Here is a 20,915-nt window from a genome sequence, read left to right as displayed (position 1 = left end):
AGTTTGCCGGTCATAATTCGTCTACCAGCATGAATAACCGTCTTTCCGCAAGCAGTATCCCACTGTCCGGAAAGACGGCTATCGTTATTTCGGTTAGCATTCCCTTTATTTCCGGGCAGGACGTCAAACGGCATGAATGGACGGCCATGACCGTTCGATCCCCTGTTCCGTCAATCGCCGCTGAAAAGCCTCCAAGTGGTCAGGGGTATTCCGTACTTCCCGCGGCTTCAGTCCATGCTCTATGCAATAAGCGGCCAAATGGCCGGCTGCCTCGCCGATATTCCATTCCACGGGATGCAATCGATAACACCCGTTCGTGATATGCGTCGTGCCGATATTCTTGCAGGCTGCCAGCACGTTAGCTACCCGTACCGGAATCAGGCTCCCCATCGGAATTTGGAAGGGCAGGCTCGAAATATCGATATACGTCCGCAATCCCGTGCTTGGATGCAGATCGATCCGGTAGCAGCCGATGCCAACGGAATCGTGAAACGTCTCCGCCCGCCCGTCCGGACGGCATTCGGCGGCAATATGCTGCTCCTTCACGGTAAATTCGGCGCGGATCCGGCGGGATTCACGGATATAAGGGGCTTTTGCCAAGCCATCCTTCGTCCCCATCACGTCCGGCCGAAGCCGGAGTCCGGGATATCCCTTTCCGCCATCAGGCCGCGGGGCTTCCGTCTGCATCCAATAGAGCAGGGACAAACTCAGCTGCTTGGATTCCTCCAGATGCCGTTCCCGTTCTTCCGGGCCGACATCAATAATGGAGCCGAGCCAATAATCGTTCTGCGGCCAGTTCACGACCGTAACGCTGCTGTCAAACACCCCGCCTTCGAAATGCTCCCGATTCAGGATCTGCCGGTATTTCCACAGGGAAAACGATCGGCCATCCGGAAATAAGCTGTAGGTGACCGGCTCCAGCGTATGCGGTACTAGCCCCGTCCAGCTCAGCATGGCATCGGGCCAGAAATCCGCCCGGTAGCTCTTCCAGAAATCGTACCGATCCGGCTTCGGGATGGTATGATCCTCGCCCTCCCGGTAATCCATCGCGAAGCACCAAGTGAAAGCCTGCATGTCCGCCCGGTCCGCCGGACCGGATAAAGCATGCGGCTCACCGGTCTCTTCCGCCGACTCGGAACCCGTCACGTATTCGATGCCGGCCAGCGGGAGCAAGTCCCCCTCCTCGGTAGCATCGAGGAAAAATGCGCCGGTCAGCTTGACGATGTCGCCGGATCTGCTGTCCCGCAGCCGGACGGAAGTTACCTGATCCCCGCCGGACTCCGCTTCCATCAGCGTTTGCTCCGTAAGGATCGTTAACCTTCCGCTGTTCACGTAAGGTGCCAGCATCCCCTGCAGCACGGCCAGCGCCGCTCGGGGTTCATGGGCAATGCCGCTGACCAGGGCGCTGCCTGGATTCAGGTAACGCTCTTGCCGCGATTCGGCCCGGAGCGGAAATAACTCCTTATAATAATCGCGGACCCGATTCCGGAATTCACGGTAGCTGGCCGTGCAGCCAAACTGCTCGATCCAGGGATGCTCGTCGGGCGGTACGCCCTGACTTGTAATCTGGCCGCCGAGCCAATCGCTCTCTTCGGTCATAATCACGCGTTTTCCCGCCTTCGCCGCCGCATGCGCAGCGGCACAGCCGCCGAGTCCTCCGCCCAGAATGACGATATCCGCCTCTATATGATTCCCCATCTGCACCGCACCTCGATATCGCTGTATTCTAGTCGGCTTTGGCACCAACCGTCTCATGATCGTATTTAAATATCGTTCCGAGCGTCGTTGACCCGGGGCCGTAACGCTCATAAGCCTTGCCCGCCTCATCTACGGGGACCACATGCGAGATCAGCGGTTTGATCGAGATTCTCCCTTCGGCCAACAAACGAATATATTCCGCAATGTTGCGGCCTTCCGTCCATCGCACAAAGCCGATCGGATAATCCGTATTGTTGAGTTCATAACTTGCGTCGTACCGGCCCGGACCGCCGGCCCGCGATATGAGCACCTGCGCTTCCTTGCCAAACATCCGCTCCCTGGCGTAGGTCATGGATAAATCGCCGACAATGACGATTTTGCCCTTATCCCGAATCCACGTCATCGACGCGTTGATGAGCTCTTCACCGGGACCGCTCGCGCACAGGATGACGCTGTCGGCTCCATGTCCGCCCGTCATCCGCCCAACCTGCTCCTCAAGCTGCTCCTGGTTATCATAAGCATAGGCAATATGCCGTTTCATCCCCTGCACCCGCTCCGGGTTCAGGTCAAATCCTGCAACGGGGCAAGCCGCCGCATGCGCGATCTGGGCAATGATCTGCCCCAGGATGCCAAGCCCGACCACCACGGCCGATTCGCCGAAGCGCAGATCCGCAACCCGCAGGGCATGGATCGCAATCGCTCCCAGCCCCGCAAAAGCGGCCTCCTGCGGATCCACCCCGTCCGGGACGATCGCCGTCAGGTTCGAAGGCACGGTAAGCCACTGGGCATGGCGCACGTAGGGTGCTCCATAGCAGGCCACCCGTTGACCGACGGCAAGCCCCTTCACGCCTTCACCCAAGTCTTCGACGATCCCCACCGCGCTGTAACCCATAATGACTTTTTGATCCGAAGCCCTTCGTATAAAGATCATTTCTGTACCCGGACTGACCGCCGAGTATTCGGTGCGAATCCGCACATGACCTGCCGGCAATTCCGCCGGCCTCTCGATATGATCAACGATCACGTTTCCATGAATCGTGGCAACAGCCTTCATATGGACCCTCCTGCTCCACCTTATTTTCCTGATGCTTTCCGATATTCGCTCGGCGAGACGCCGCTGTATTTCTTAAAGGTCGTCGTAAATGTGGAAGAGTTCGAATACCCTGTTTTCTCTCCGATTTCGGCAATGCTGAGATCCGTGTTCCGCAGATATTCACGCGCATGCGATAATCGGACTTTGTTCAAGTACTCCACGTAATTGACGCCGAATGTTTTCTTGAAATAATTGGAGAAGTATTTCGAGCTGGTGTCCAGCACTTCGGCCATATGGTCCAAATAGAGGTTCTCCATGTAATGCAGTTCGATGTATTGGGAGATGAATGCGGGATTCAGCTTGCTTCGCGGATCGTGGTTCCGCGTATTGGCCACCACGCGCATCACTTCCATCAGCGCCTTCTGAATCTCTTCATAGGTGAAGGCTTGATCGACCTTGCGGATGAAATCACTCTCCAGCCGGAACAGCTCGTTGCGGTCAACGGACGGCGAATCCGCCTGCTTCATGACGAGGAAGAACATGCTCTTCGCAATATGCACCATCTGATGGTGATGGATGCGAAGATCCGCATTCTGCTGGAAAATATCGCTCACGATCTGCAGTCCCTCATCCACCTTGCCGCTTAGCATGCAATTGCTCAGCTTCTCGATCTTCTGAAGCGGATAATAAATATCCGGGACGTACCGAATCTGCTCCGCATCGACCATGTCCGTGTCCGCATTCACATTCCGGTACAACCGCCCATCCTTAATATTCCGGTATGCTTCGGAGCAATTGCTGATTTTGGATTCGTACGTGCGGCTAACGCAGCCCCACACCGTGAACGTATCATGATAATCCTCGTTGCACCGCCTAATATACTCCTCGAATTTCCTGACCAGCTGCTTGCGCTCGGACGGCTGATCCAGACCGATTAACGCTAGGAATTTCAGCTCTTCGACATGATAAACCACCACATGTCCATAGCGCTCCTCCAGGCCGCCCCGGATCTGAGACGTCAGCTCTTCCAGGACAAAATCCGACTTGGCCGCCCCCTTGCCGGCAGGCTGCAAATACACGGCGGCCATCATGAAATGCCGGCACTGGAAGAAATGCGTGTAGTGCTTCTGCATCTGCATTTCCTGCTCGCGCGAATGGTGATGGCCGTCCAGCGTTTGCAGGAACACGCTTCGGCGGATATCCTCATCCACCAGATCCATCTGCTTCTTGAGGGATTCGTTCTCCCGCTGCACCTTGACGATGCCGCTCTGGATTTTTACGAAATCGTTCCCTCGAAGAGAACTGCCCCCGAGCAGCTGGACGATGTTCTTCACCGGCCGGTACAGGTAAATGCTGAGCAGCACCGACAGAATGACGTTTAACACAATCGCGCCGTACATAATCCACGTATTGGCATCGGTGACGGAATCGATATTTTGAAACTTGTACGGCATTTTATTGATATATATAAAACCGTTATAGTCCGATTTGTAAAAATTGTACTCAAAATCGTCGTGCGTGAGGGAGGCTTCCTGCGACGGATTAAAGTACACGTCGTTCAGAATGCCTACCAGATCGAGATCCTTCTCGGTGCTCAAGATGACGTTCCGGTTCGCATCCAGCACGATGAGCGAGGCCCCGGGAATCATGGAATTCAAATCGATCCCCTTAAGCAGCCGGTTCACGTTAATCAGAATCATCAGGTTTTTGTTCGACATTCTGACCTTGTTGCCGTCTACGGCTATCATCAGGTTCCGGCCGTACCCGCTGCTCTGATCCGCATAAACCTCCGCTGGAAAAACCGTAAGCTCGTGCTCCGATCGGGTAAACGTCTTCCAGAACATCGAGTTGAACTTCTGGGATTTGTATCGCCTGTCAAACAATGCGTCCAGATTGCTGGTTCCGCGTGTCGTAATGGCCAAATCGTGATTGTCGAACGAAATGACCACATCTTCCACGATATCCACGTTGGATACGATGCTGGTGACGCTGTCCTGCAGAGAGATGACTTTCTCCATGTCAAGTTTGCCGTTATCCAACTGCATCCGGTCCGAAGGAAGCGCATGAATGTTAAAAATCAAATTGTTAATGGAGGAGAAACTGGTATCAAACGACTGAATAATATTTCTGATCACCATCCGGTTGTTCTCGCTCACCTTGTCGTAAATTCCGGTAATGGAATTCTTGTACACGATGTAATTGAATATGAACATGATGCCGATGACCAGTTGCAGAGCGAAGAAAATCTGGAGCAAGCCTCTGTTGGCGATCAATCGATTCATACGGATTCACCTCTCTTGGATGTCATCCCTTCATATTCAACATGATAGCCCCCGGCACCTTCCCATCACCCCTTTTCGGAACCGAGCATGACCCCTTTGGCAAAATACTTCTGGGCAAACGGATAGATCAGCAGCACCGGAATCATCGACAACACGATCGTTGCGTTCTTCATGGCCTGCGGAGCAAGCGCCGACGCATCCACCAGGCTCGGGTTGCTTCCGTTCTCGCTGAAAATCAGCATATCGCGAAGCACGACCTGAAGCGGGTACATATTCGCGTCGTTCAGGTAAATCAGCGGGATAAAAAAGCTGTTCCAATGGCCCATGAAATAAAACAATCCGATCGAGGCCAGCGCCGGTTTGGACAGCGGAAGCACAATCTGGAACAGGATGCGGTACTCGGAAGCGCCGTCGACGACGGCTGCCTCGCGCAGGGATTCCGACATGTTCTCGTAGAAGCTTTTGAGGATTAACAGCTCGAAGGTCCAGATCGCATTCGGAAGCACGAGTGCCCATACGCTGTCCAGCAGGCCAAGCTCGGATACGATCAGGTAGTTCGGAATGATCCCCGGATTCAGGAACATGGTCATGATGATTGCCAGCAGGAAAAACTTGCGCCCGAAGAAATTTTTGCGAGCGAGCGGATAAGCCGCTACCGCCGTAAGCAGCAGGTTAATGGCCGTACCGAGCGCTGTATAAAAAATCGTATTCAGATAGGCGCGCGGCACCCGGTCGTCGTTCAGCACCTGGGCATAGGCGTCGAGATTAAAACCCTTGGGAAACAAGGTGATATTCCCTTGCACCACTTCGGAGGTCGCGCTGAGGGAAACGGCGGTGATATAGACGACGGGGTACACGGTAATAATGGCAAGGCATGTCAGAATCAGCGTGTTGATAATGCCGAATAACGAGATGTTTCGAAGGCTGAATCGTTTGTTGTTTACCATAGTCCGCTACCTCCCAGTCGCTTGCTGAAGTAGTTGGAGGACAGCAGCAATATCATGGCGACAACGGCTTCGAACAAGCCCACGGCCGCGCCATAGCTATAGTTGCTCTCCAGAAGGCCTTTCCGGTAGACATAAGTCGAGAATACGTCCGCCACCTCGTAAGTCATCGGATTGTAAAGCAGCAATACCTTTTCGTATCCGATCCGAAGCATCGACCCGGTCTTCAAGACAAACATGATAATAATCGTTGGAAGAATGGCGGGAATCGTGATTTTAAAAATCATGTGGCGCCTTTTGGCACCATCCACCTTGGCCGCTTCGTAAAGCGACGGGCTGATCCCTGCAATCGCAGCCATATAGATGATAGCCTCATAACCGACGGTTGCCCAGATATCCGATGAAACATAGATGGTTCTAAACCAGCTCGGCTCAATGAGAAAATACGTCTTCTCGAAACCTAACGCCGCGATCAGCTGGTTAATGATCCCCTGATTGGGCGACAGGAAGTCGATAATCATGCTGCTTATAATGACCACGGACAGGAACGAAGGCAGATAGCTGAGCGTTTGAACCGACTTTTTGAACCATTTCACTCTGACCTCGTTAAGGAGTATCGCCAGAATGATGGGAAAAGGAAAGCCGAAAATCAAATTGTATACGCCAAGAAGGAGCGTATTCTTGAACAACAGCCAGAAATCCGGACTGCCGAAAAATTTCTCGAAATGCTTGAGCCCTACCCATTCGCTCTCCATGATGCCGGTAAATACGCTGTAGTCCTTGAAGGCAATGATCAAGCCGTACAGGGGCCCGTATCGGAAAATAACATAAAACAACAGGCACGGGATAAACAGAATCAACAGCTGTCTGTCCCGCTTCATATGCTGAAAGGCCGAAACCATTCTTCTCCCAAACCCGCCGCGGGGTTTGGCGAGATTTGTCTCTGTCCCTGCACTTGACATGGTGTTCCCTCCTTTAAGATGATGAGCAGCACCCGAGCGTTGTACCCGGATGCCGCCATCACTCCTATTTCTTCTGCGGATTATTTCGTGGCTTCATCCAATCTCTTCTGGGCTGCGTTGAAAATATCGACGATTTGCTTGGCTCCCTGCTTCTCAGCCTGTGCCTGCCATTGCTGCCACTGCGCATCGCCGTAGTTTTTGTTGAGAATGTATTTGGCGTTAAATTCATCCGCCAATTTCTTCAGCGAGGTTTGGATTTCCGCAATCGTTGCGGTTTCGTCATCCGTAAAGTTCACGACCGGATCCAGCGGCTCGAATTTATTGCCGTTCAGGAGCTTATCCTGAGCCTCCTGCTCCTTCTCCGTATAGTTGAAGTACACGCTGCGCTTGTCGGAATTGACATACACTCCTTGCAGCCACAGGCCATAGCGATCCTCCAGCACGCTGATATCCACCAGCGGCACGTCGGTCAGCTCCGGATAGACGGCTTTATCGCCTTCCATCTTGAACGTCTCGCCTTCCACGCCCATCGTCACCAGCGTGGCGCCGGACGGGCTCGTCAGGTAATCGAGCAGCTTCAGGGAAGCTTCCTTGTTGTCATTGTTGGCTACCGCGATGCTGAAGCCGTTCGTAATGCTCTCAATCGTCTTGCCGTTTCCGGTCGGCCCGACCGGATTGCCGTATCGCAGATCATAGTTCGGATTTTGGTCCTTGACCTGGTTGTAGAACAGGTCCAAACGTCCGATCCAGTCATAGGTGACAAAGGATTTATTGCCTGACGTCATTTTCGCCGTCCAGGAATCGTCGGTGTCCGTCATGAATTCCGGATCGAGGAGTCCCTCGTTGTACAGCTTCTTCATGAAATCGAGCATTTCTTTGTGCTCTGGCTGTATGGTAGCGTACTTCCATACCTTGGCCGTCTCGTCGTAATACGTCGGATAGTTGGCTCCGCCGATTCCCCAGCCGAAGGCCCAATCGCGGAAAATGTGCTCTTTCGTTTTGGAGGCGTAAGGATAGGAATCCGGATAGGCTTCCTTCAACTTTTTGAGGGCCTGATAAAATTCGTCGGTATTCGTCCATTCCTTGATGCCCAGCTCATCGAAGATGTCTTTGCGGTACAGGAAGCCGTGGTTCACGTCACGGTTGATGTTTGCAACCGGCCAGGTATAGATGTTGCCGGATTCGTCTCCGTAGGACGGAATGACCCAAGGATTCTCGTCCACATACATTTTTTTGAAGTTCGGCAGCATGTCGAGATATTCGTTAATAGCAACGACCGCTTTCTGTTTGCCGATCTTCTTCAGCTCCGGTGGCGTCAATCCGTGGATGATGTCCGGGAGCTTGCCGGATGCAACGGTTACTTTCAGCTTGTCTTGAAACGTAGCCGAAGAATAAGCTTGGAAATTCACTTTGATTCCGGTTCGCTTCTCGATCTCCTTGGCAAACAAGGAATCATTCAGGTTGGTTTTCTCGCTGACGACCATCCAATTGATCGTTGTCGGTTTATCGACCAGCGGAAGCGCGAGACCGCCAGTATCCCCATATTGATCCGGATCTGCCGGTGCCGTTGGAGGTGCTGTTTCTCCGTCCGTTTCGGGAGCTGCCTCTTTATTTCCTCCGCTGCATGCGGCCAGGATCGAAATGATTAATGTGAACACGAGTGCCATACGAAACCATTTTTTTGTCATTTGCGTTCCTCCTCTAAATCCATCATTTGAATGCGGCTGACTGAATCTGTGCGATCGCTACTCTACCCCCGTCATTTCTTCTCATCTGTGTGTCGGCTTACTCATCCGGTCTGCGCTTCGCATGCTTAATGTTTCCTACCATGCCTCCTTGTTGGCGAAGATCCCGGCCTGTCGCAGGAATATTCTAAAATGATCGGGCATCCGCTGCCGAGTGTCCGGCACGGAATTTTCTACCCATCCACATCATAAAAACGCTTCCAAGATTCGTAAAGAAGCGTATTTCTGCGAGATGGCGTTTTTTCTTCTTCAAGCGGGCGAAATGCCGAAAACCCGCATAGCATCAGGCTTTTTGAGCATGTGGAAAATGCTAAAGCGGTAGAAATAGATAAAAAAATAGAGGGATTTCATCACGAAATCCCTCACGGAAGATGTTAAATTTCTTCTCTTCCCCATCGTATATTCTTGAAGCAGAACGTCATCGGCGATCTATCAAAACGGGTGTGAATTCAATCACTCGTTTCCGTCCTTCTTCGCTTTGGCACCCTGCTCCCGCAATTTTTTGCCTTCCTTGCCGTATAGATCCTTCAGGATTTTCTTGCCGGTCGGCGTCTGCGCAAGTCCGCCCTTCGCTGTTTCCCTGTGCTTGGACGGCATGGCCGTGCCAACCTCCAGCATCACGTCGATCACTTCGTCGGATGGAATGACGCTGCGCACGCCGGCAAGCGCCATATCCGATGCCGCCAGCGCCGTCACCGCGCCGAAGCCGTTGCGCACGATGCAAGGAATCTCGACCAGCCCGCCCACCGGGTCGCAGATAAGTCCCAAGGAATTCTTGAGCGCAAGTCCGACGGCGTGAACGGCCTGCTCCGGCGTGCCGCCCCGCAGCTCCGTCAAAGCGCCTGCCGCCATACCGATAGCTGAGCCGACTTCAGCTTGGCAGCCGCCCTCCGCACCGGAAATAAACGAGTTATTGGCAATGACGTAGCCGATTGCGCCTGCGCTGAACAGCCCCATCACCAAATGCTCGTCTTCCCAGCCGAAGCGTTCCTGCGTGCTGACGAACACCCCGGGAATAATGCCGCATGAGCCCGCCGTCGGCGTCGCTACGATGCGCCCCATGGAGGCATTTACCTCGGACACGGACAGGGCGTAGGCCAGCGCCGTGCAAGCGTCGGTACCAAGCGCGGGCACCCCGCTGCTCATATATTGATGAACGCGCACGGCATCGCCGCCGGTCAGGCCGCTTTTGGAAGGGACGGGTTCATGGATTCCCCGGTGTACCGCTTCCTTCATGATGCCGTAGTAATCGGCCATTTGCTTGAACGTCTCGTCCCGGCTTTTCCCCGTTTCCTTGATCTGTTCATTCAGCATCAGCTGGCCGATCGTCACCTGATCCTCCCGACAGCATGCAATGATCTGCTCCAGCGTAGAAAACTTCATGACTGCGCCTCCTCTACTGTCAAATCCGCGATGACGACGCGATGCACGCTCGGCAGTCCTTCGATATGCTTCATCAATTCGGCCGGAACCGCTTCGTCCGACTCCACCACCGTCATGGCATCGCCGCCCCTTCCCTTGCGGTCCACGTCCATATAGGCAATGTTGACGCCGCCGGCCTCCAGGAGCCGGGTGATATGCGCGACCATGCCCGGCGTATCGTCATGAAAGACCAGCAGCACCGGATAATTCATCGTAAACTTGACGTCGAAACCGTTCACGCGCAGCATTTCCACGCTGCCTCCGCCAATGGAAGCGCCTGCAATGACATCGGTATGATCGCCGCCCATCAGCCTCAGCTCCACGGTATTCGGGTGAAAGGCCACATTCTGTGCCGTCTTGAAGGTAAGTTCAATGCCTGCCGCTTCGGCAAGCTCGATCGAATTCCGGATGCGCATATCGTCCGTGGCAAAATCAAGCAGCCCGCCTACGACAGCCAGATCGGTGCCGTGGCCGCGGTAGGTTTCGGCAAAAGATCCATAGAACACAATTTCCGCCTGATCGGGGAATGCTCCAAATATGCGCCGCGCGGCTCTTCCGATCCGCACGGCCCCAGCGGTATGGGAGCTTGACGGCCCCACCATGCTGGGCCCAATAATAGAAAACACATCTTTAAACCGCATGCGCGATTCCCCACTTTCGACTATTCTGCCCTCATTGTATCAGTCTGCCAGCCAACTTTCCAAGTGCTCCCGAATAAAATCGTCATCGTTTAAATGGGGATAATCCCGGTAGACCCGATCAATCTCTTCCGATTGTCCGGGAGACAGCGTTTCATGCGGATTCAGGCACCATGTGCCTTGCAGCAGTCCCTGTCTGCGGAGCACCTCATGAATGCCCGGGATACAGCCCGCAAACTGATGCGCGGGATCGAAGAAGGCCGCGTTGGAGTCGGTAATCTCGACGTTGCGCGTCAGCCATTCCTTCGCGAACTGCTCCTGCTTGCGCGCCTCTTTGATTTCCTCCAGCAGCTCCACCGCTTTCCTGGTCCAGACCGCCCAGTGACCGAGCAGACCGCCGACGATAGGCTTGGCGACCGGCGTTCCGTCCACCTGGAATCGATAGGTCGTCAGCAAATCGTTGACGATGTTATCGTCATTCCCCGTATAGAGCGCAATATCGTCTCTACGGCTCGAATAACAGACGGCACGAACGACGTCAATCGTCTGGTAGCGGTTGAAGGGGGCCATCTTGATCGCTACGATATTCGGAATTTCTGCGAAGGCACGCCAGAATTCGAAGGAGAAGATGTTGCCGCCAACCGATGGCTGAAGATAGAACCCGATCACCGGCATTCTCTGCGCGATCTCTTCCGTGCGCTTCAGAATATCCTCTTCACTCCAGCCGCTTAACCCGCCCATGCTGAGCAGGACGGCATCATAGCCGAGCCTGCGGGCAATCTCCGTTTCCTCCACGGCTTGCTCCGTGGGGCCGCACACGCCGGCCACCATCAAGAAGGGCCGGTCAAGCTCTGCCCTGCGGACCTCTTCCACCGCGAGCCGCAGCACCGGTTCGTACAAGTCAATGCCTTTATCGCGGATCTCGAATTGGGTAGAGTGAACGCCGACCGCCACACCGCCCGCACCGGATGCGGCGTAATAGCGGGTCAATGCCCGCTGGCGGCGTTCGTCCAGCTTCCGGTTCTCGTCCAAAGCCAGCGGATGCGCCGGTATGACGAGCCCTTCGTGAAGAGCTTTCAGCTTCTCGGGGGCCAACCTCTGCATTGCAGGAATCTGTCCGCTCATTAGAATTTCCCCCTTCTCTCTTGGAAGTGCGTCGGCTTGTTCCAGCTCTCGCCGCCGGATTGCACCCATGCTGCCGTCCAATCCAGCATCTGCAGCAGAGACACCTTCGGATATCCGAAGAGTTGGTGGGATTTCGAGGCGTTGTTCAGGAGTGCGGTCTCGGATTCCGTACCTGTAAAGGTCACTTCCTTGCCCATCCGTGCCGCCAATTCCTGTGCCGCCCAGCGGATCGACATCGTCTCCGGTCCGGTAATGTTGATGATTTCGGGAGGCGAGCTGCAATGCAGGAGCGAACGGAGCGCCATCTCGTTGGCATCCCCTTGCCATATGATATTCGCATGCCCCATCGCCAGGTGAATCGGCCGGTCCTCATGGATCGATCTGGCGAGCTCATGCAGAACGCCATACCGCATATCGATGGCGTAATTCAGACGGTAGATTGCCATCGGCGTACCGTTCTGGTGGGAGAAATATTCAAAGACGCGCTCTCTGCCGAGACAGGATTGCGCATATTCCCCGACCGGCTCCGGCGCAACGGATTCGTTGACTCCACCGCTGCCCACCGGAGAGAACGGATACACATTCCCCGATGAGAACACCACCATGCGGGATTGCTTGAATTTCTCGGCCACCCGGCCCGGCAAATACGAGTTCATCGCCCAAGTAAAATATTCGCGGCCGGTCGTGCCGAATTTGTTGCCGGCCATATAGATCACGTTTGGAGCCTCGGGCAGCTGCTGCAGCTCCCCGTCGTTCAGCAGGTCGCACGATATCGTCTGGATGCCCGCCTCTTCCAGCTCACGCCTGGCCTCCTGGTTCGAGAACCGGGATACGCCGATGATCCGTTTGCCGCCACCGCCTTCGCGCACGGCGTTAGCGGCCAGCCTTGCAAGGCTGGGACCCATTTTTCCGCCGACGCCAAGCACCAGGATATCCCCTTCCAAAGACGCCAAATCGGCAACAAGCTGTGCTGAAGGCTCCGCCAGCTTCGCTTCTAATGCTTCTACGGTTAACATGAACAATCTCCTCCTCCGAATGATGATTCTTCTTCATCATACGGCCCCGTTTGATATAAAGACAAATCTTTAAATCGTCTTTAAATAAACAGCACACAAAAAAACCAGCTAATACTTGTCAAGCATTACAACTTGGTTAAATAATAGAATACTGATATACTTTTCTAAACAGCACAAATAACCTTCATTGGCGTGAAGGTTATGGGAAAATATGGTTTTTAGGCTTTGTAGGGTTCGCTTTTACTTAGGATGGCATAAATGTGATGGAGAAGCTTGTTGGCGCAAGCGATCACGACCACCTTGTAGAGCTTGCCCTCTTTTCTTTTTTTGTCGTAGTAATCACTTATCCTGCGGTTTGCATGTCTGCGAATTCCGCACTGTACGGCAAGATAGAGTGCTCGCCGTAGTCTTTTTGAGCCTCGTTTCGTGATCCGGTTGCTTGTAGCCGTGAATTTTCCTGAGCTGTAGATCCCCGGATCTAATCCTGCGTAGGCTACAAGTTGCTTCGCATCCTTGAACTGACTTGCATCGCCAAGCTCTGCCACGATGGCTGCCGCAAGTTTGTTCCCTACACCCGGGATACTTTTGATCAATTCCACTTCAGGCAACTCCTTAGCCAGTTCTTCCATCTGCTTTTCCAAATAATTTAACTGCTTATCGAATTCCAACAGCAGGGAGACCATGCTAGTCAACGCTATGCTCTGAGATTGACTCCTCTCTTGTGTTTTCCAGCCCAACAAGAGTTCTTTCAACCGTTTTGTTTTCTCCGTAATCCATCCTTTGGAGTGGGATTTACCTACACATTCAAGGATGAGATCACCCACATCTTCGACCTTATTCTCCAAACATCGCTTTAGCACTTTTAATGATGTGGTCGCATACAAATTATGAAATAATCCGATGAAGTCCGGAAACACTTGCTCAAGCAAAGCTCTGCTGTTTAACTTGGCTTGTACGTACATCGCGGTTACAAACTCATGTTGCCTCGTTAAGTGTTGAAGTTCGGTGTAGGTTTCCTCCCACTCTCGATGCGCTTTAACGTCCCCTCGGTAGTACATCTCAGCCAAATGCCATGCATCTGCTGCATCTGTTTTCACCTTGCGAAGTTGCGTGCCTTTCGATCGTTTGGCTTGCAGAGGGTTGACGATGTAATGAGTCCATCCACTGCGTTTAAGATACCCTACCAGACTTCGATGGTAATGTCCGGTCGCCTCAAGGACAACAACGGGCTCGACGCCACTTTTATGTTTGAGTGTTCCTAACAGTTCCCCTAGCTGTTCAAAACCTTCCGGCCCATGATGAAGCTTCTCCATCCTCCCGAAGGGTTTTTCGCGACCGATAAAGGCTTGGATAACGCTAACCCCTTTGGCCACGTCTATTCCTACTACTGGCTGCATAATAACCTCCTTGATTCGATTTACCGGCCTTCCCACATGGTCTCCAACCCCATAGCTTCGCTTGTGATGCGAGGTCTAAAGCCTCTACCAGCTCAAACATAGTCGTTGGACGGTAGTGAGAGAACCGTTTTTTTGACGGGATCTGCGTCCCTAAGCCACCTTCGTTCTCCCGGCTACCACCATCGTATAATGCCTACAAAAATAGGCCAACCAGAAATCTCTGGCTGACCTAATAATACGAAAGCCCCCTGATGTCAGGGAGCAAACGAAACGTTCTGCACGATATATCGAAGCATGAAGAAGGCAGCGATAAAAAGGGAAGCCAGTCCGAGCAGCGTAAAGATGAAGATTTTCTCAAAGCGGGAAAACGGGGCACTCGTTCTCTTCAAGTCCATCACCTCATCCTCCATTATAGGACATAACGAATATTTTATTCCAAAAATGCAAATCGGAAGATTTGCCGCGGCCTTCCCCTCGGCACCTTCTCGAGCCCCGAAATCTCCACCAACCCGTTGTCGGTCCACAGCTGAAGCAGGCGATGCGCGCTGCGGACGGTAATGTCCAGCAGGTGGGCGAGCTCATGGACCTTGTATTCGTATTTACCCGAACGGGCGCGCTGGTTCAGCAGCTTGCTCAAATAGGCGCTCGTCATGCCCGCATCCTCTGCTCGCTTGATCAGCCCTGCATCCGTAAAGGATAGCACCTCCAGCACGGGATCGGCCATTTCCAGCGGCCCTATCAGCGTACCATCCTCACGCACGATAAAACAGGCGTTGCCGCCAACCTCCTTGGACTTCCGCATCGCGATGCGCGCATGGGTTCCGGCCATGCTGGCCGACCGGCCGAATCCCATGCCGATGCTGAGCGAAATGCCGTAGGTTTTGTTCACGTCTTTGGCCAAGGGAATCGTTTTGTAACCTCCGGTTTCCCGTTCGAAGATGCCGCGCGTCGTGAAAAACAGATACTCATCCCCGCCCAGATGGGTCAGATAACCATCCAGGGATTCCACGTAGTCGAGCACCATCCGGTGAATATCCAGCTTCAGCTTCTGCACCTCATGCTCACTGTTCCGTCTCAGCGCCTGCGTGCCGAAATCGTCTATATTTATCATCCCGACCACAATCTGGCCTTCCCAGCTGCGGCGGGATGCCGTGGACAGCAGGGCTCGCTCCAGCGATACCACGATATCCTGATCGGAAGGAAGCAGCCATTCATTGGGTATTCCGAGCCGCGTCAGTTCTTGGGCCACGGATTCCACGCCCGTGAATGCAACAGAGCACCCGCCGGATTCGTATTGATGGCGATGAAACGCGATCAGGCTGCTCTTCGGGGCGTAAGCCGGCCCATCGTAGACGACAGCCTGTACGGCAGGGATGCCCAGATCCTTCATGGTCCGAACCACCATTGTCTCGGTTAAGGTGTCCACCGATATGCCTCCATCCAGTCGTTCCTGCTGCCCGGCATGGAACAGCGCTTTATATAAACCCGCGTCTGTGACGGGAACGTAATGTACAGGGATCTTGACCTGACCGAGCTCCTTCACCTTGCGCTGGGACAACGGATCCGAGAGGAACAACACTTCGACCTCGCTCCCGATCCGCTCCGCCAGTGCAGGGGCTTCGTCTTCATCCTGGAAAACCAGCGGCGCAGGGTCAAAGGAAGGAAAGGTTTCAATAACCTTCATGATCTTGTCAACGATCGTCCGGGTTCCGATAATACCGATACGGATTTGCTGGACAGGGGGGCGGGTCCGCTCCGTCATGATGCCTTCACTCCCATCTTTCCCATTTCCGAGAAGCCGTGCATGAGCAGGCCGGTACGGATACCTAAATCATAACCGCTATCGAAAATTTGGCAAGCGAAACGCGGTCCTCCCTGCATAAACGAATGCACCCTGCGTGCTGCTTGAGAGTTGACTTGGTGTCTCATGCGATAACCATCATGACGCCGCGATCCAGAACAAGCACATACCCATAAGCAAGAAAAAAAAAGAGCCATTACGGCTCTTGAATCGATTTCTTTTCCGGATATATAACGGATTCATGAATCATGCGCATGGTGTGCGCGGCCCGAGGCATCCTTGGATCCTGCCTTTCATACGCCGATTTATTGCTATAAGGCTACCAGCCCAAATCCAGGGTCTCCCCCGTCTCCGCATAGGTCTTCAGAATGCTCATGACCATCCACCAGCTGTCCGCTGCCTTGGCGCGGGACGGATGATCCGGCGTGTATTGATCATTGACGAGCGTTAGCTTGGTACAATTGCCTATCGGCTCAAGGGTGAACGTAATGCGGGACTCCAGCTCCTCATGATTCGCGTAATACGACGGGCCCGGGTGCTCGGACAGGCTCAGTGTCTTCTGCCGCTCATAAGCCAGAACATTCCCATAGACATGAACCGTCTCCTCCCCGTCATTCCCCGGTCCCACATAAGCGTAAGGCTCCCCAACTTGAAAAGAAGATCTCAGTTCACTCCCGAAAAAGGTGGCCCGCGTTCCCTCCGGCGAAGTTAAGACATCCCATACCTTCTCCTGCGAAGCTCCGATATAAAACTCATAATGTAACGGCTCCATTTTAGTTTCCTCCCATCTTGAAATACGAAAAACCAGCTTGTCCTACTGTGATATGATGATGTTATCAAGCAGCCGCGATCCAAGTATTGTAAAAATGCGACAGGCTGCAACCTGCGGAAGCACTTCAAGCTCAAGTCCCGTGGAGGCCAGTGGTCCATCAATCCAGGCCTGCTACGGAGTTATGGGAGGTGTTTATATCCATGATTCAGCATTCTCATCAGCCCAGCCTCGGCATCTTGAACATGAAAAAAGCCGGAGAGAAATTCCAGCTCCTGCGCGTCCCCCGTCGGAGGACCTTTCCCATTTCATCAAGCATTATTGGATCATTCATTGGGATTTAACCGATCACGAATCTCATCTGCAGGATGTTGTTCCTAATCCTTGCGCCAATCTGGTCGTTCAACCCCGTCGGACCGCTTTTTACGGCGTAGCCAGCACGAGGCATTCGCACCATCTGGAGGGCAGGGGGCAAGTATTCGGCGTCAAGTTCAGACCCGGCGGATTCTATCCGTTCATGAACACGTCCATGGACCGCCTGACGGATTCCTCCATAGGAACCATGGAGATTCTCCAAGTTGAGCCCCATAAGCTGGAGCAGGAGCTATTGACCGCAGAGGAGCCGGAGCACAAGGTTAGGTACATGGAGGAGCTTATTCGCCGCATTCTTCCCGAAGAGGATGAACAGATCGAACGGATTCATGCCATGATCGACCAAATTCATCACAACCGGGACATCATTCGGGTCGAGCAGGTTAGCGAATGGTTCCAGATGAGCCCGAGATCACTTCAGCGCCTGTTCAAGCAATACGTTGGAGTAAGCCCTAAATGGGTGATTCGCTTGTACCGGCTGCAGAATGCCGCCGAAATGCTCGAAGGCCCCGATCATCAGGATGTGCTGGAGCTGGCCATGGATATGGGTTATTATGACCAGTCGCATTTTATCCGGGATTTTAAAGCGGTGATCGGTAGGACGCCCGAAGTTTATATGAAGGAACGATAAATCTAAGGGAGGTAACAGCATGTATACGCTCCAGGCGATCGGAACGATCCATAACGAAAGAAAGGCGATTCAGGATGATTACTGGGGGGATGTCATCTCGGAGATCAAGCTTGGCGAAGAATGGAATGAAAGCTCCCTGGATGGGGTTGAAACGTTCAGCCACCTTGAAATCATCTATGTCTTCCATCTCGTCCAGGACGACAGCATCCAATATGCGGCGAGACATCCGCGGAATAATCCGAGCTTTCCCAAGGTCGGTATCTTCGCCCAGCGCGGCAAGAACCGTCCCAACAAGCTGGGAGCCACCATAGTGGAGTTGATAAGCAGAGAGGGCAGGTCCGTTTTCGTTAAAGGGCTGGATGCCGTAGACGGGACTCCCGTCGTTGATATCAAGCCTGTCATGGAAGAATTTTTGCCGAAGACAAAGATCAAGCAGCCCGAATGGGCTGCGGACATCATGTCCCGTTACTGGGAATAATGATGAGAATACTTCATATTACAAAAAAACAGCGCTGCAGCCTGTCCTTCAAGGTTCAAGGACCGGCCTAAGCCAGCGCTGTTTCTGTTGATCCGCAACATGCTGCATAACCTTAATTGTTAATCAGATTAATTAGAGAGGCTCTGGCCCGAGATCGGCAGACGGATCTCGACCGATGTTCCGCGCTCTTCCTCGCTGCGGATGACGATCCGGCCATTGTGGCTCTCCATGATGCGCTGGACGATCATGATGCCCAGCCCATTGCCGTCCGGCTTGGTGGTATGGAAGGGTTCCCCAATCCGCCGAAGCACGTCCTCCGTCATGCCGGAGCCGTTATCGGTAAAGGTCACTCGTTGATATCCATCCTCCACATCCATCTGGATGTGAATGTTTCCGCCATACGGCAGGGCCTCCATCGCATTTTTCAGGATATTGAGAAAAACTTGCTTGATCTGGTTCCGGTCGCACAGAATCGTTGCATTCCGGCCGAAGCATTGAGTCATCTTTATGCCGCCAAGGCTCGCCTGAATGGCGAACAAATGAAGCACTTCCTCCAAAATCTCGCCGCAATTCTCAAGCTTAAACACAGCCGCCTGGGGTTTGCCCAGGATCATGAATTCCCCTACCATCAGATTGGCCCGTTCCAGCTCGGACATGATCAGGTCATAGTGCCGGAGAGCGGCATCCTTATTGGCCAGCTGAAGCATTCCTTTTACCGTCGTGAGGGGATTGCGGACTTCATGGGCGATGCTGACGGCAACCTGGCCGGCAAACACCAGCTTCTCCGTATTCCGCAGCACTTCCTCCGTACGCTTCATCTCCGTAATGTCGCGCAGGGAGCCCACGACCCGCATAAGCTGCCTTTCCCGGTCATACACCGGCTGAACATCCAGGATATAGTGGTGCATGCTTCCGGATATCTCAAGGGACAGCTCTTCTCCGATGCAAATCTCCTGTCCGTGTATCACCCGCTCATAATACTCGCCAATCGGCTCGATGCCGAACACCGGGCGGCCCACGTATTTCGTCCGGTCACGGTCGCCGGCATCCGGGCACAGCAGGCTTAAGCTGGTTTCGTTCATCTGCAGGATCTGGCCCTCCGCATCGGTGATGATCACGCCGTAATGCTTCGTTCCCAGCAGAACTTGGTTAAGGGTTTGCAGCTGCGTGTTCTGTTTGCGGGTCACCATCTCCCGCTCCAGGGAATCGGCCATCGTGCAGAGCAAGGCATATAAATGCGGGTGAACAAACTCCTCGTTCGTCATTAGGGAGATCGTCCCTATGATCGCCTTCCCATCTTCGCCGTGAAAGGGAGCCGAATAACACGCCATGCGGTGAAGAATGTGATGAAAATGATCTTCTCCTATCAACGTAAACGGCCGTTTGTACCGAAGGCACAGATCAATCGAGCTGGGGCCGTCTTCTTGGGAATACCCGCTGCCCTCCATGATGCCCAAATAACGGGCCGTTTCTATGATGGTCGGGTCCCCTTCCATGTCAAGAATGAAGCCCTCGTTATCCGTCATCGTAATCACGACAGGGTTCCCGGAACCGGAGGAAAGGAATTTATTCACGAAGACTTGGATCACTTCGATATATTCGTTATATTTGGCACGCCTTGCAGCCAATGCTTCAGCATTCAATCGATAAGTATGTGTTGGAAGAAGCTCCGGGTTCATCCCCTTGTCTATACACTGCTGCTTTGCTTGTTGAATGATCTCCTGATCGGTTATCACACCAAATCGATTGTTCAAAATCACATACCCCTTTTTTTCATACTGCCACTTTCATGTCACATATGTTTATTCTAACACTTTTATCGGCAAATGGAGCCCAACCGTAAACTTAATCAGCATGCGAATATGCAGCCTTCATCTTATCATGGGGTAGAGCTCCATATCTCCCTCCTTTTTATGTAACTATTTACAGGAAATATCCGTTTAGACTGTAAAGGAGATGAGAATCCATGTTCAAACGTCATGCAACTTATTACGGCTTCGTCCTTGCTCTTCTGATTCTTGTAACAGCCTGTTCGAGCCCCCCGTCCAAAGCGCCGGCTTCGTCGCCCTCCGAACCTGCGAGGAGTGCAGTGACGGACCATGAAAGTCCGGAGGAGCGCGTATTATCATTGTACGAAGGAGAGCACATGAGTGCCGAGGATAAAGCCACGAACATGCTGGCTCACTTGGAGGGCATGGACTGGACGGAATATAACCGCCTGAGCAACGGCAAAGCGCTGGAAACGCTGGAGCTGCTGTATACCCACCGCTCCCTCATCCAACCCGAGCATTATACGAGCCTGTTCCTCGCAACAGCGAATCTCGATGGTGCCTCTGCCGAGCAATATGCCGCCATCGTCGGTGAATTGTTTACGAAAGACAGGGAGGGCGTGGTGCAGGCACTTGCTGATATGGGTGACGAAGCAAGTAGGCAAAGCGTCATCTCAAGCATAGCGTACCATCTCGGTTACCAGGATGTTGCACAAGTGAAACAAGAGGTCCAGCGGTGGCAAACGAACAAGGTGCTAAATGATGCCGAGAAGGACGTCATCGCCTCCCTCATAGCGGCAATCGACAATCCATAAATGCAAACTAAAAGAGCT

18 protein-coding genes are annotated in these 20,915 nt (G+C 53.3%); 3 read left to right on the top strand and 15 right to left on the bottom strand.

What is annotated here, in order from left to right; translation table 11 throughout:
- Window positions 1–123: 123 nt before the first annotated feature.
- The 14 genes from M1D70_RS02695 to M1D70_RS02630 all read right to left on the bottom strand — a co-directional run bounded on the left by M1D70_RS02695 (window position 124) and on the right by M1D70_RS02630 (window position 16,835).
- On the bottom strand, window positions 124–1,698 hold the full coding sequence (locus M1D70_RS02695) for an FAD-dependent oxidoreductase (RefSeq protein ID WP_456289061.1): 1,575 nt from the start codon (window positions 1,696–1,698) through the stop codon (window positions 124–126).
- 28 nt (window positions 1,699–1,726) lie between these two features.
- Complete coding sequence (locus tag M1D70_RS02690) at window positions 1,727–2,752, bottom strand: zinc-dependent alcohol dehydrogenase (RefSeq protein WP_456289060.1); 1,026 nt, start codon at window positions 2,750–2,752, stop codon at window positions 1,727–1,729.
- A 20-nt stretch (window positions 2,753–2,772) separates the two neighbouring features.
- On the bottom strand, window positions 2,773–5,013 hold the full coding sequence (locus M1D70_RS02685; RefSeq protein WP_433938202.1) for a helix-turn-helix domain-containing protein: 2,241 nt from the start codon (window positions 5,011–5,013) through the stop codon (window positions 2,773–2,775).
- Window positions 5,014–5,078: 65 nt separating this feature from the next.
- The gene (locus M1D70_RS02680; RefSeq protein ID WP_009595681.1) at window positions 5,079–5,960 is read right to left on the bottom strand and encodes a carbohydrate ABC transporter permease; all 882 of its coding nucleotides are present in this window, start codon (window positions 5,958–5,960) and stop codon (window positions 5,079–5,081) included.
- Window positions 5,954–6,919: an ABC transporter permease gene (locus M1D70_RS02675; RefSeq protein ID WP_009595687.1), complete on the bottom strand. Its 966-nt coding sequence runs from the start codon at window positions 6,917–6,919 to the stop codon at window positions 5,954–5,956. The genes M1D70_RS02680 and M1D70_RS02675 overlap by 7 nt, the downstream gene beginning before the upstream one ends.
- An 80-nt stretch (window positions 6,920–6,999) precedes the next feature.
- Complete coding sequence (locus M1D70_RS02670; protein WP_009595683.1) at window positions 7,000–8,607, bottom strand: extracellular solute-binding protein; 1,608 nt, start codon at window positions 8,605–8,607, stop codon at window positions 7,000–7,002.
- A 510-nt stretch (window positions 8,608–9,117) separates the two neighbouring features.
- Complete coding sequence (gene sdaAA, locus M1D70_RS02665; RefSeq protein WP_009595682.1) at window positions 9,118–10,047, bottom strand: L-serine ammonia-lyase, iron-sulfur-dependent, subunit alpha; 930 nt, start codon at window positions 10,045–10,047, stop codon at window positions 9,118–9,120.
- A complete protein-coding gene (gene sdaAB, locus M1D70_RS02660) occupies window positions 10,044–10,727 on the bottom strand; it encodes an L-serine ammonia-lyase, iron-sulfur-dependent subunit beta (protein WP_009595685.1) in 684 nt (227 codons plus the stop codon). The genes sdaAA and sdaAB overlap by 4 nt, the downstream gene beginning before the upstream one ends.
- 39 nt (window positions 10,728–10,766) lie before the next feature.
- On the bottom strand, window positions 10,767–11,849 hold the full coding sequence (locus M1D70_RS02655) for a dihydrodipicolinate synthase family protein (protein WP_456289059.1): 1,083 nt from the start codon (window positions 11,847–11,849) through the stop codon (window positions 10,767–10,769).
- Entirely contained in the window at window positions 11,849–12,865 is a 1,017-nt protein-coding gene (locus M1D70_RS02650) for an NAD-dependent epimerase/dehydratase family protein (protein WP_456289058.1), read from the bottom strand. The genes M1D70_RS02655 and M1D70_RS02650 overlap by 1 nt, the downstream gene beginning before the upstream one ends.
- Before the next feature lie 218 nt (window positions 12,866–13,083).
- Entirely contained in the window at window positions 13,084–14,262 is a 1,179-nt protein-coding gene (locus M1D70_RS02645; RefSeq protein WP_456289057.1) for an IS110 family RNA-guided transposase, read from the bottom strand.
- 254 nt (window positions 14,263–14,516) lie between these two features.
- Window positions 14,517–14,657, bottom strand: coding sequence for a hypothetical protein (locus M1D70_RS02640; RefSeq protein WP_456289056.1), 141 nt, complete (start codon window positions 14,655–14,657; stop codon window positions 14,517–14,519).
- Between the two features lie 35 nt (window positions 14,658–14,692).
- On the bottom strand, window positions 14,693–16,024 hold the full coding sequence (locus M1D70_RS02635; protein ID WP_456289055.1) for a hypothetical protein: 1,332 nt from the start codon (window positions 16,022–16,024) through the stop codon (window positions 14,693–14,695).
- Between the two features lie 358 nt (window positions 16,025–16,382).
- A complete protein-coding gene (locus tag M1D70_RS02630) occupies window positions 16,383–16,835 on the bottom strand; it encodes an SRPBCC domain-containing protein (RefSeq protein WP_009589496.1) in 453 nt (150 codons plus the stop codon).
- 181 nt (window positions 16,836–17,016) lie between these two features.
- Here M1D70_RS02630 and M1D70_RS02625 point away from each other — a divergent pair, with 181 nt between their 5' ends.
- Entirely contained in the window at window positions 17,017–17,835 is an 819-nt protein-coding gene (locus M1D70_RS02625) for an AraC family transcriptional regulator (protein WP_456289054.1), read from the top strand.
- A gap of 19 nt (window positions 17,836–17,854) precedes the next feature.
- Window positions 17,855–18,313 carry an SAM-dependent methyltransferase gene (locus M1D70_RS02620; RefSeq protein ID WP_456289053.1) on the top strand — a complete coding sequence of 153 codons (459 nt, stop codon included), beginning with the start codon at window positions 17,855–17,857 and terminating at the stop codon, window positions 18,311–18,313.
- A 128-nt stretch (window positions 18,314–18,441) separates the two neighbouring features.
- On the opposite strand, the gene M1D70_RS02615 is transcribed toward M1D70_RS02620, so the two are convergent.
- A complete protein-coding gene (locus M1D70_RS02615; protein WP_456289052.1) occupies window positions 18,442–20,073 on the bottom strand; it encodes an ATP-binding protein in 1,632 nt (543 codons plus the stop codon).
- Window positions 20,074–20,279: 206 nt separating this feature from the next.
- Here M1D70_RS02615 and M1D70_RS02610 point away from each other — a divergent pair, with 206 nt between their 5' ends.
- Window positions 20,280–20,897 (top strand): hypothetical protein, encoded by a 618-nt coding sequence (locus M1D70_RS02610; protein WP_456289051.1) that lies wholly within the window; start codon window positions 20,280–20,282, stop codon window positions 20,895–20,897.
- Window positions 20,898–20,915 lie beyond the last annotated feature (18 nt).

It is taken from the genome of Paenibacillus sp. AK002, assembly GCF_053903045.1.
This window is presented reverse-complemented; position numbering and strand designations above follow the sequence as displayed.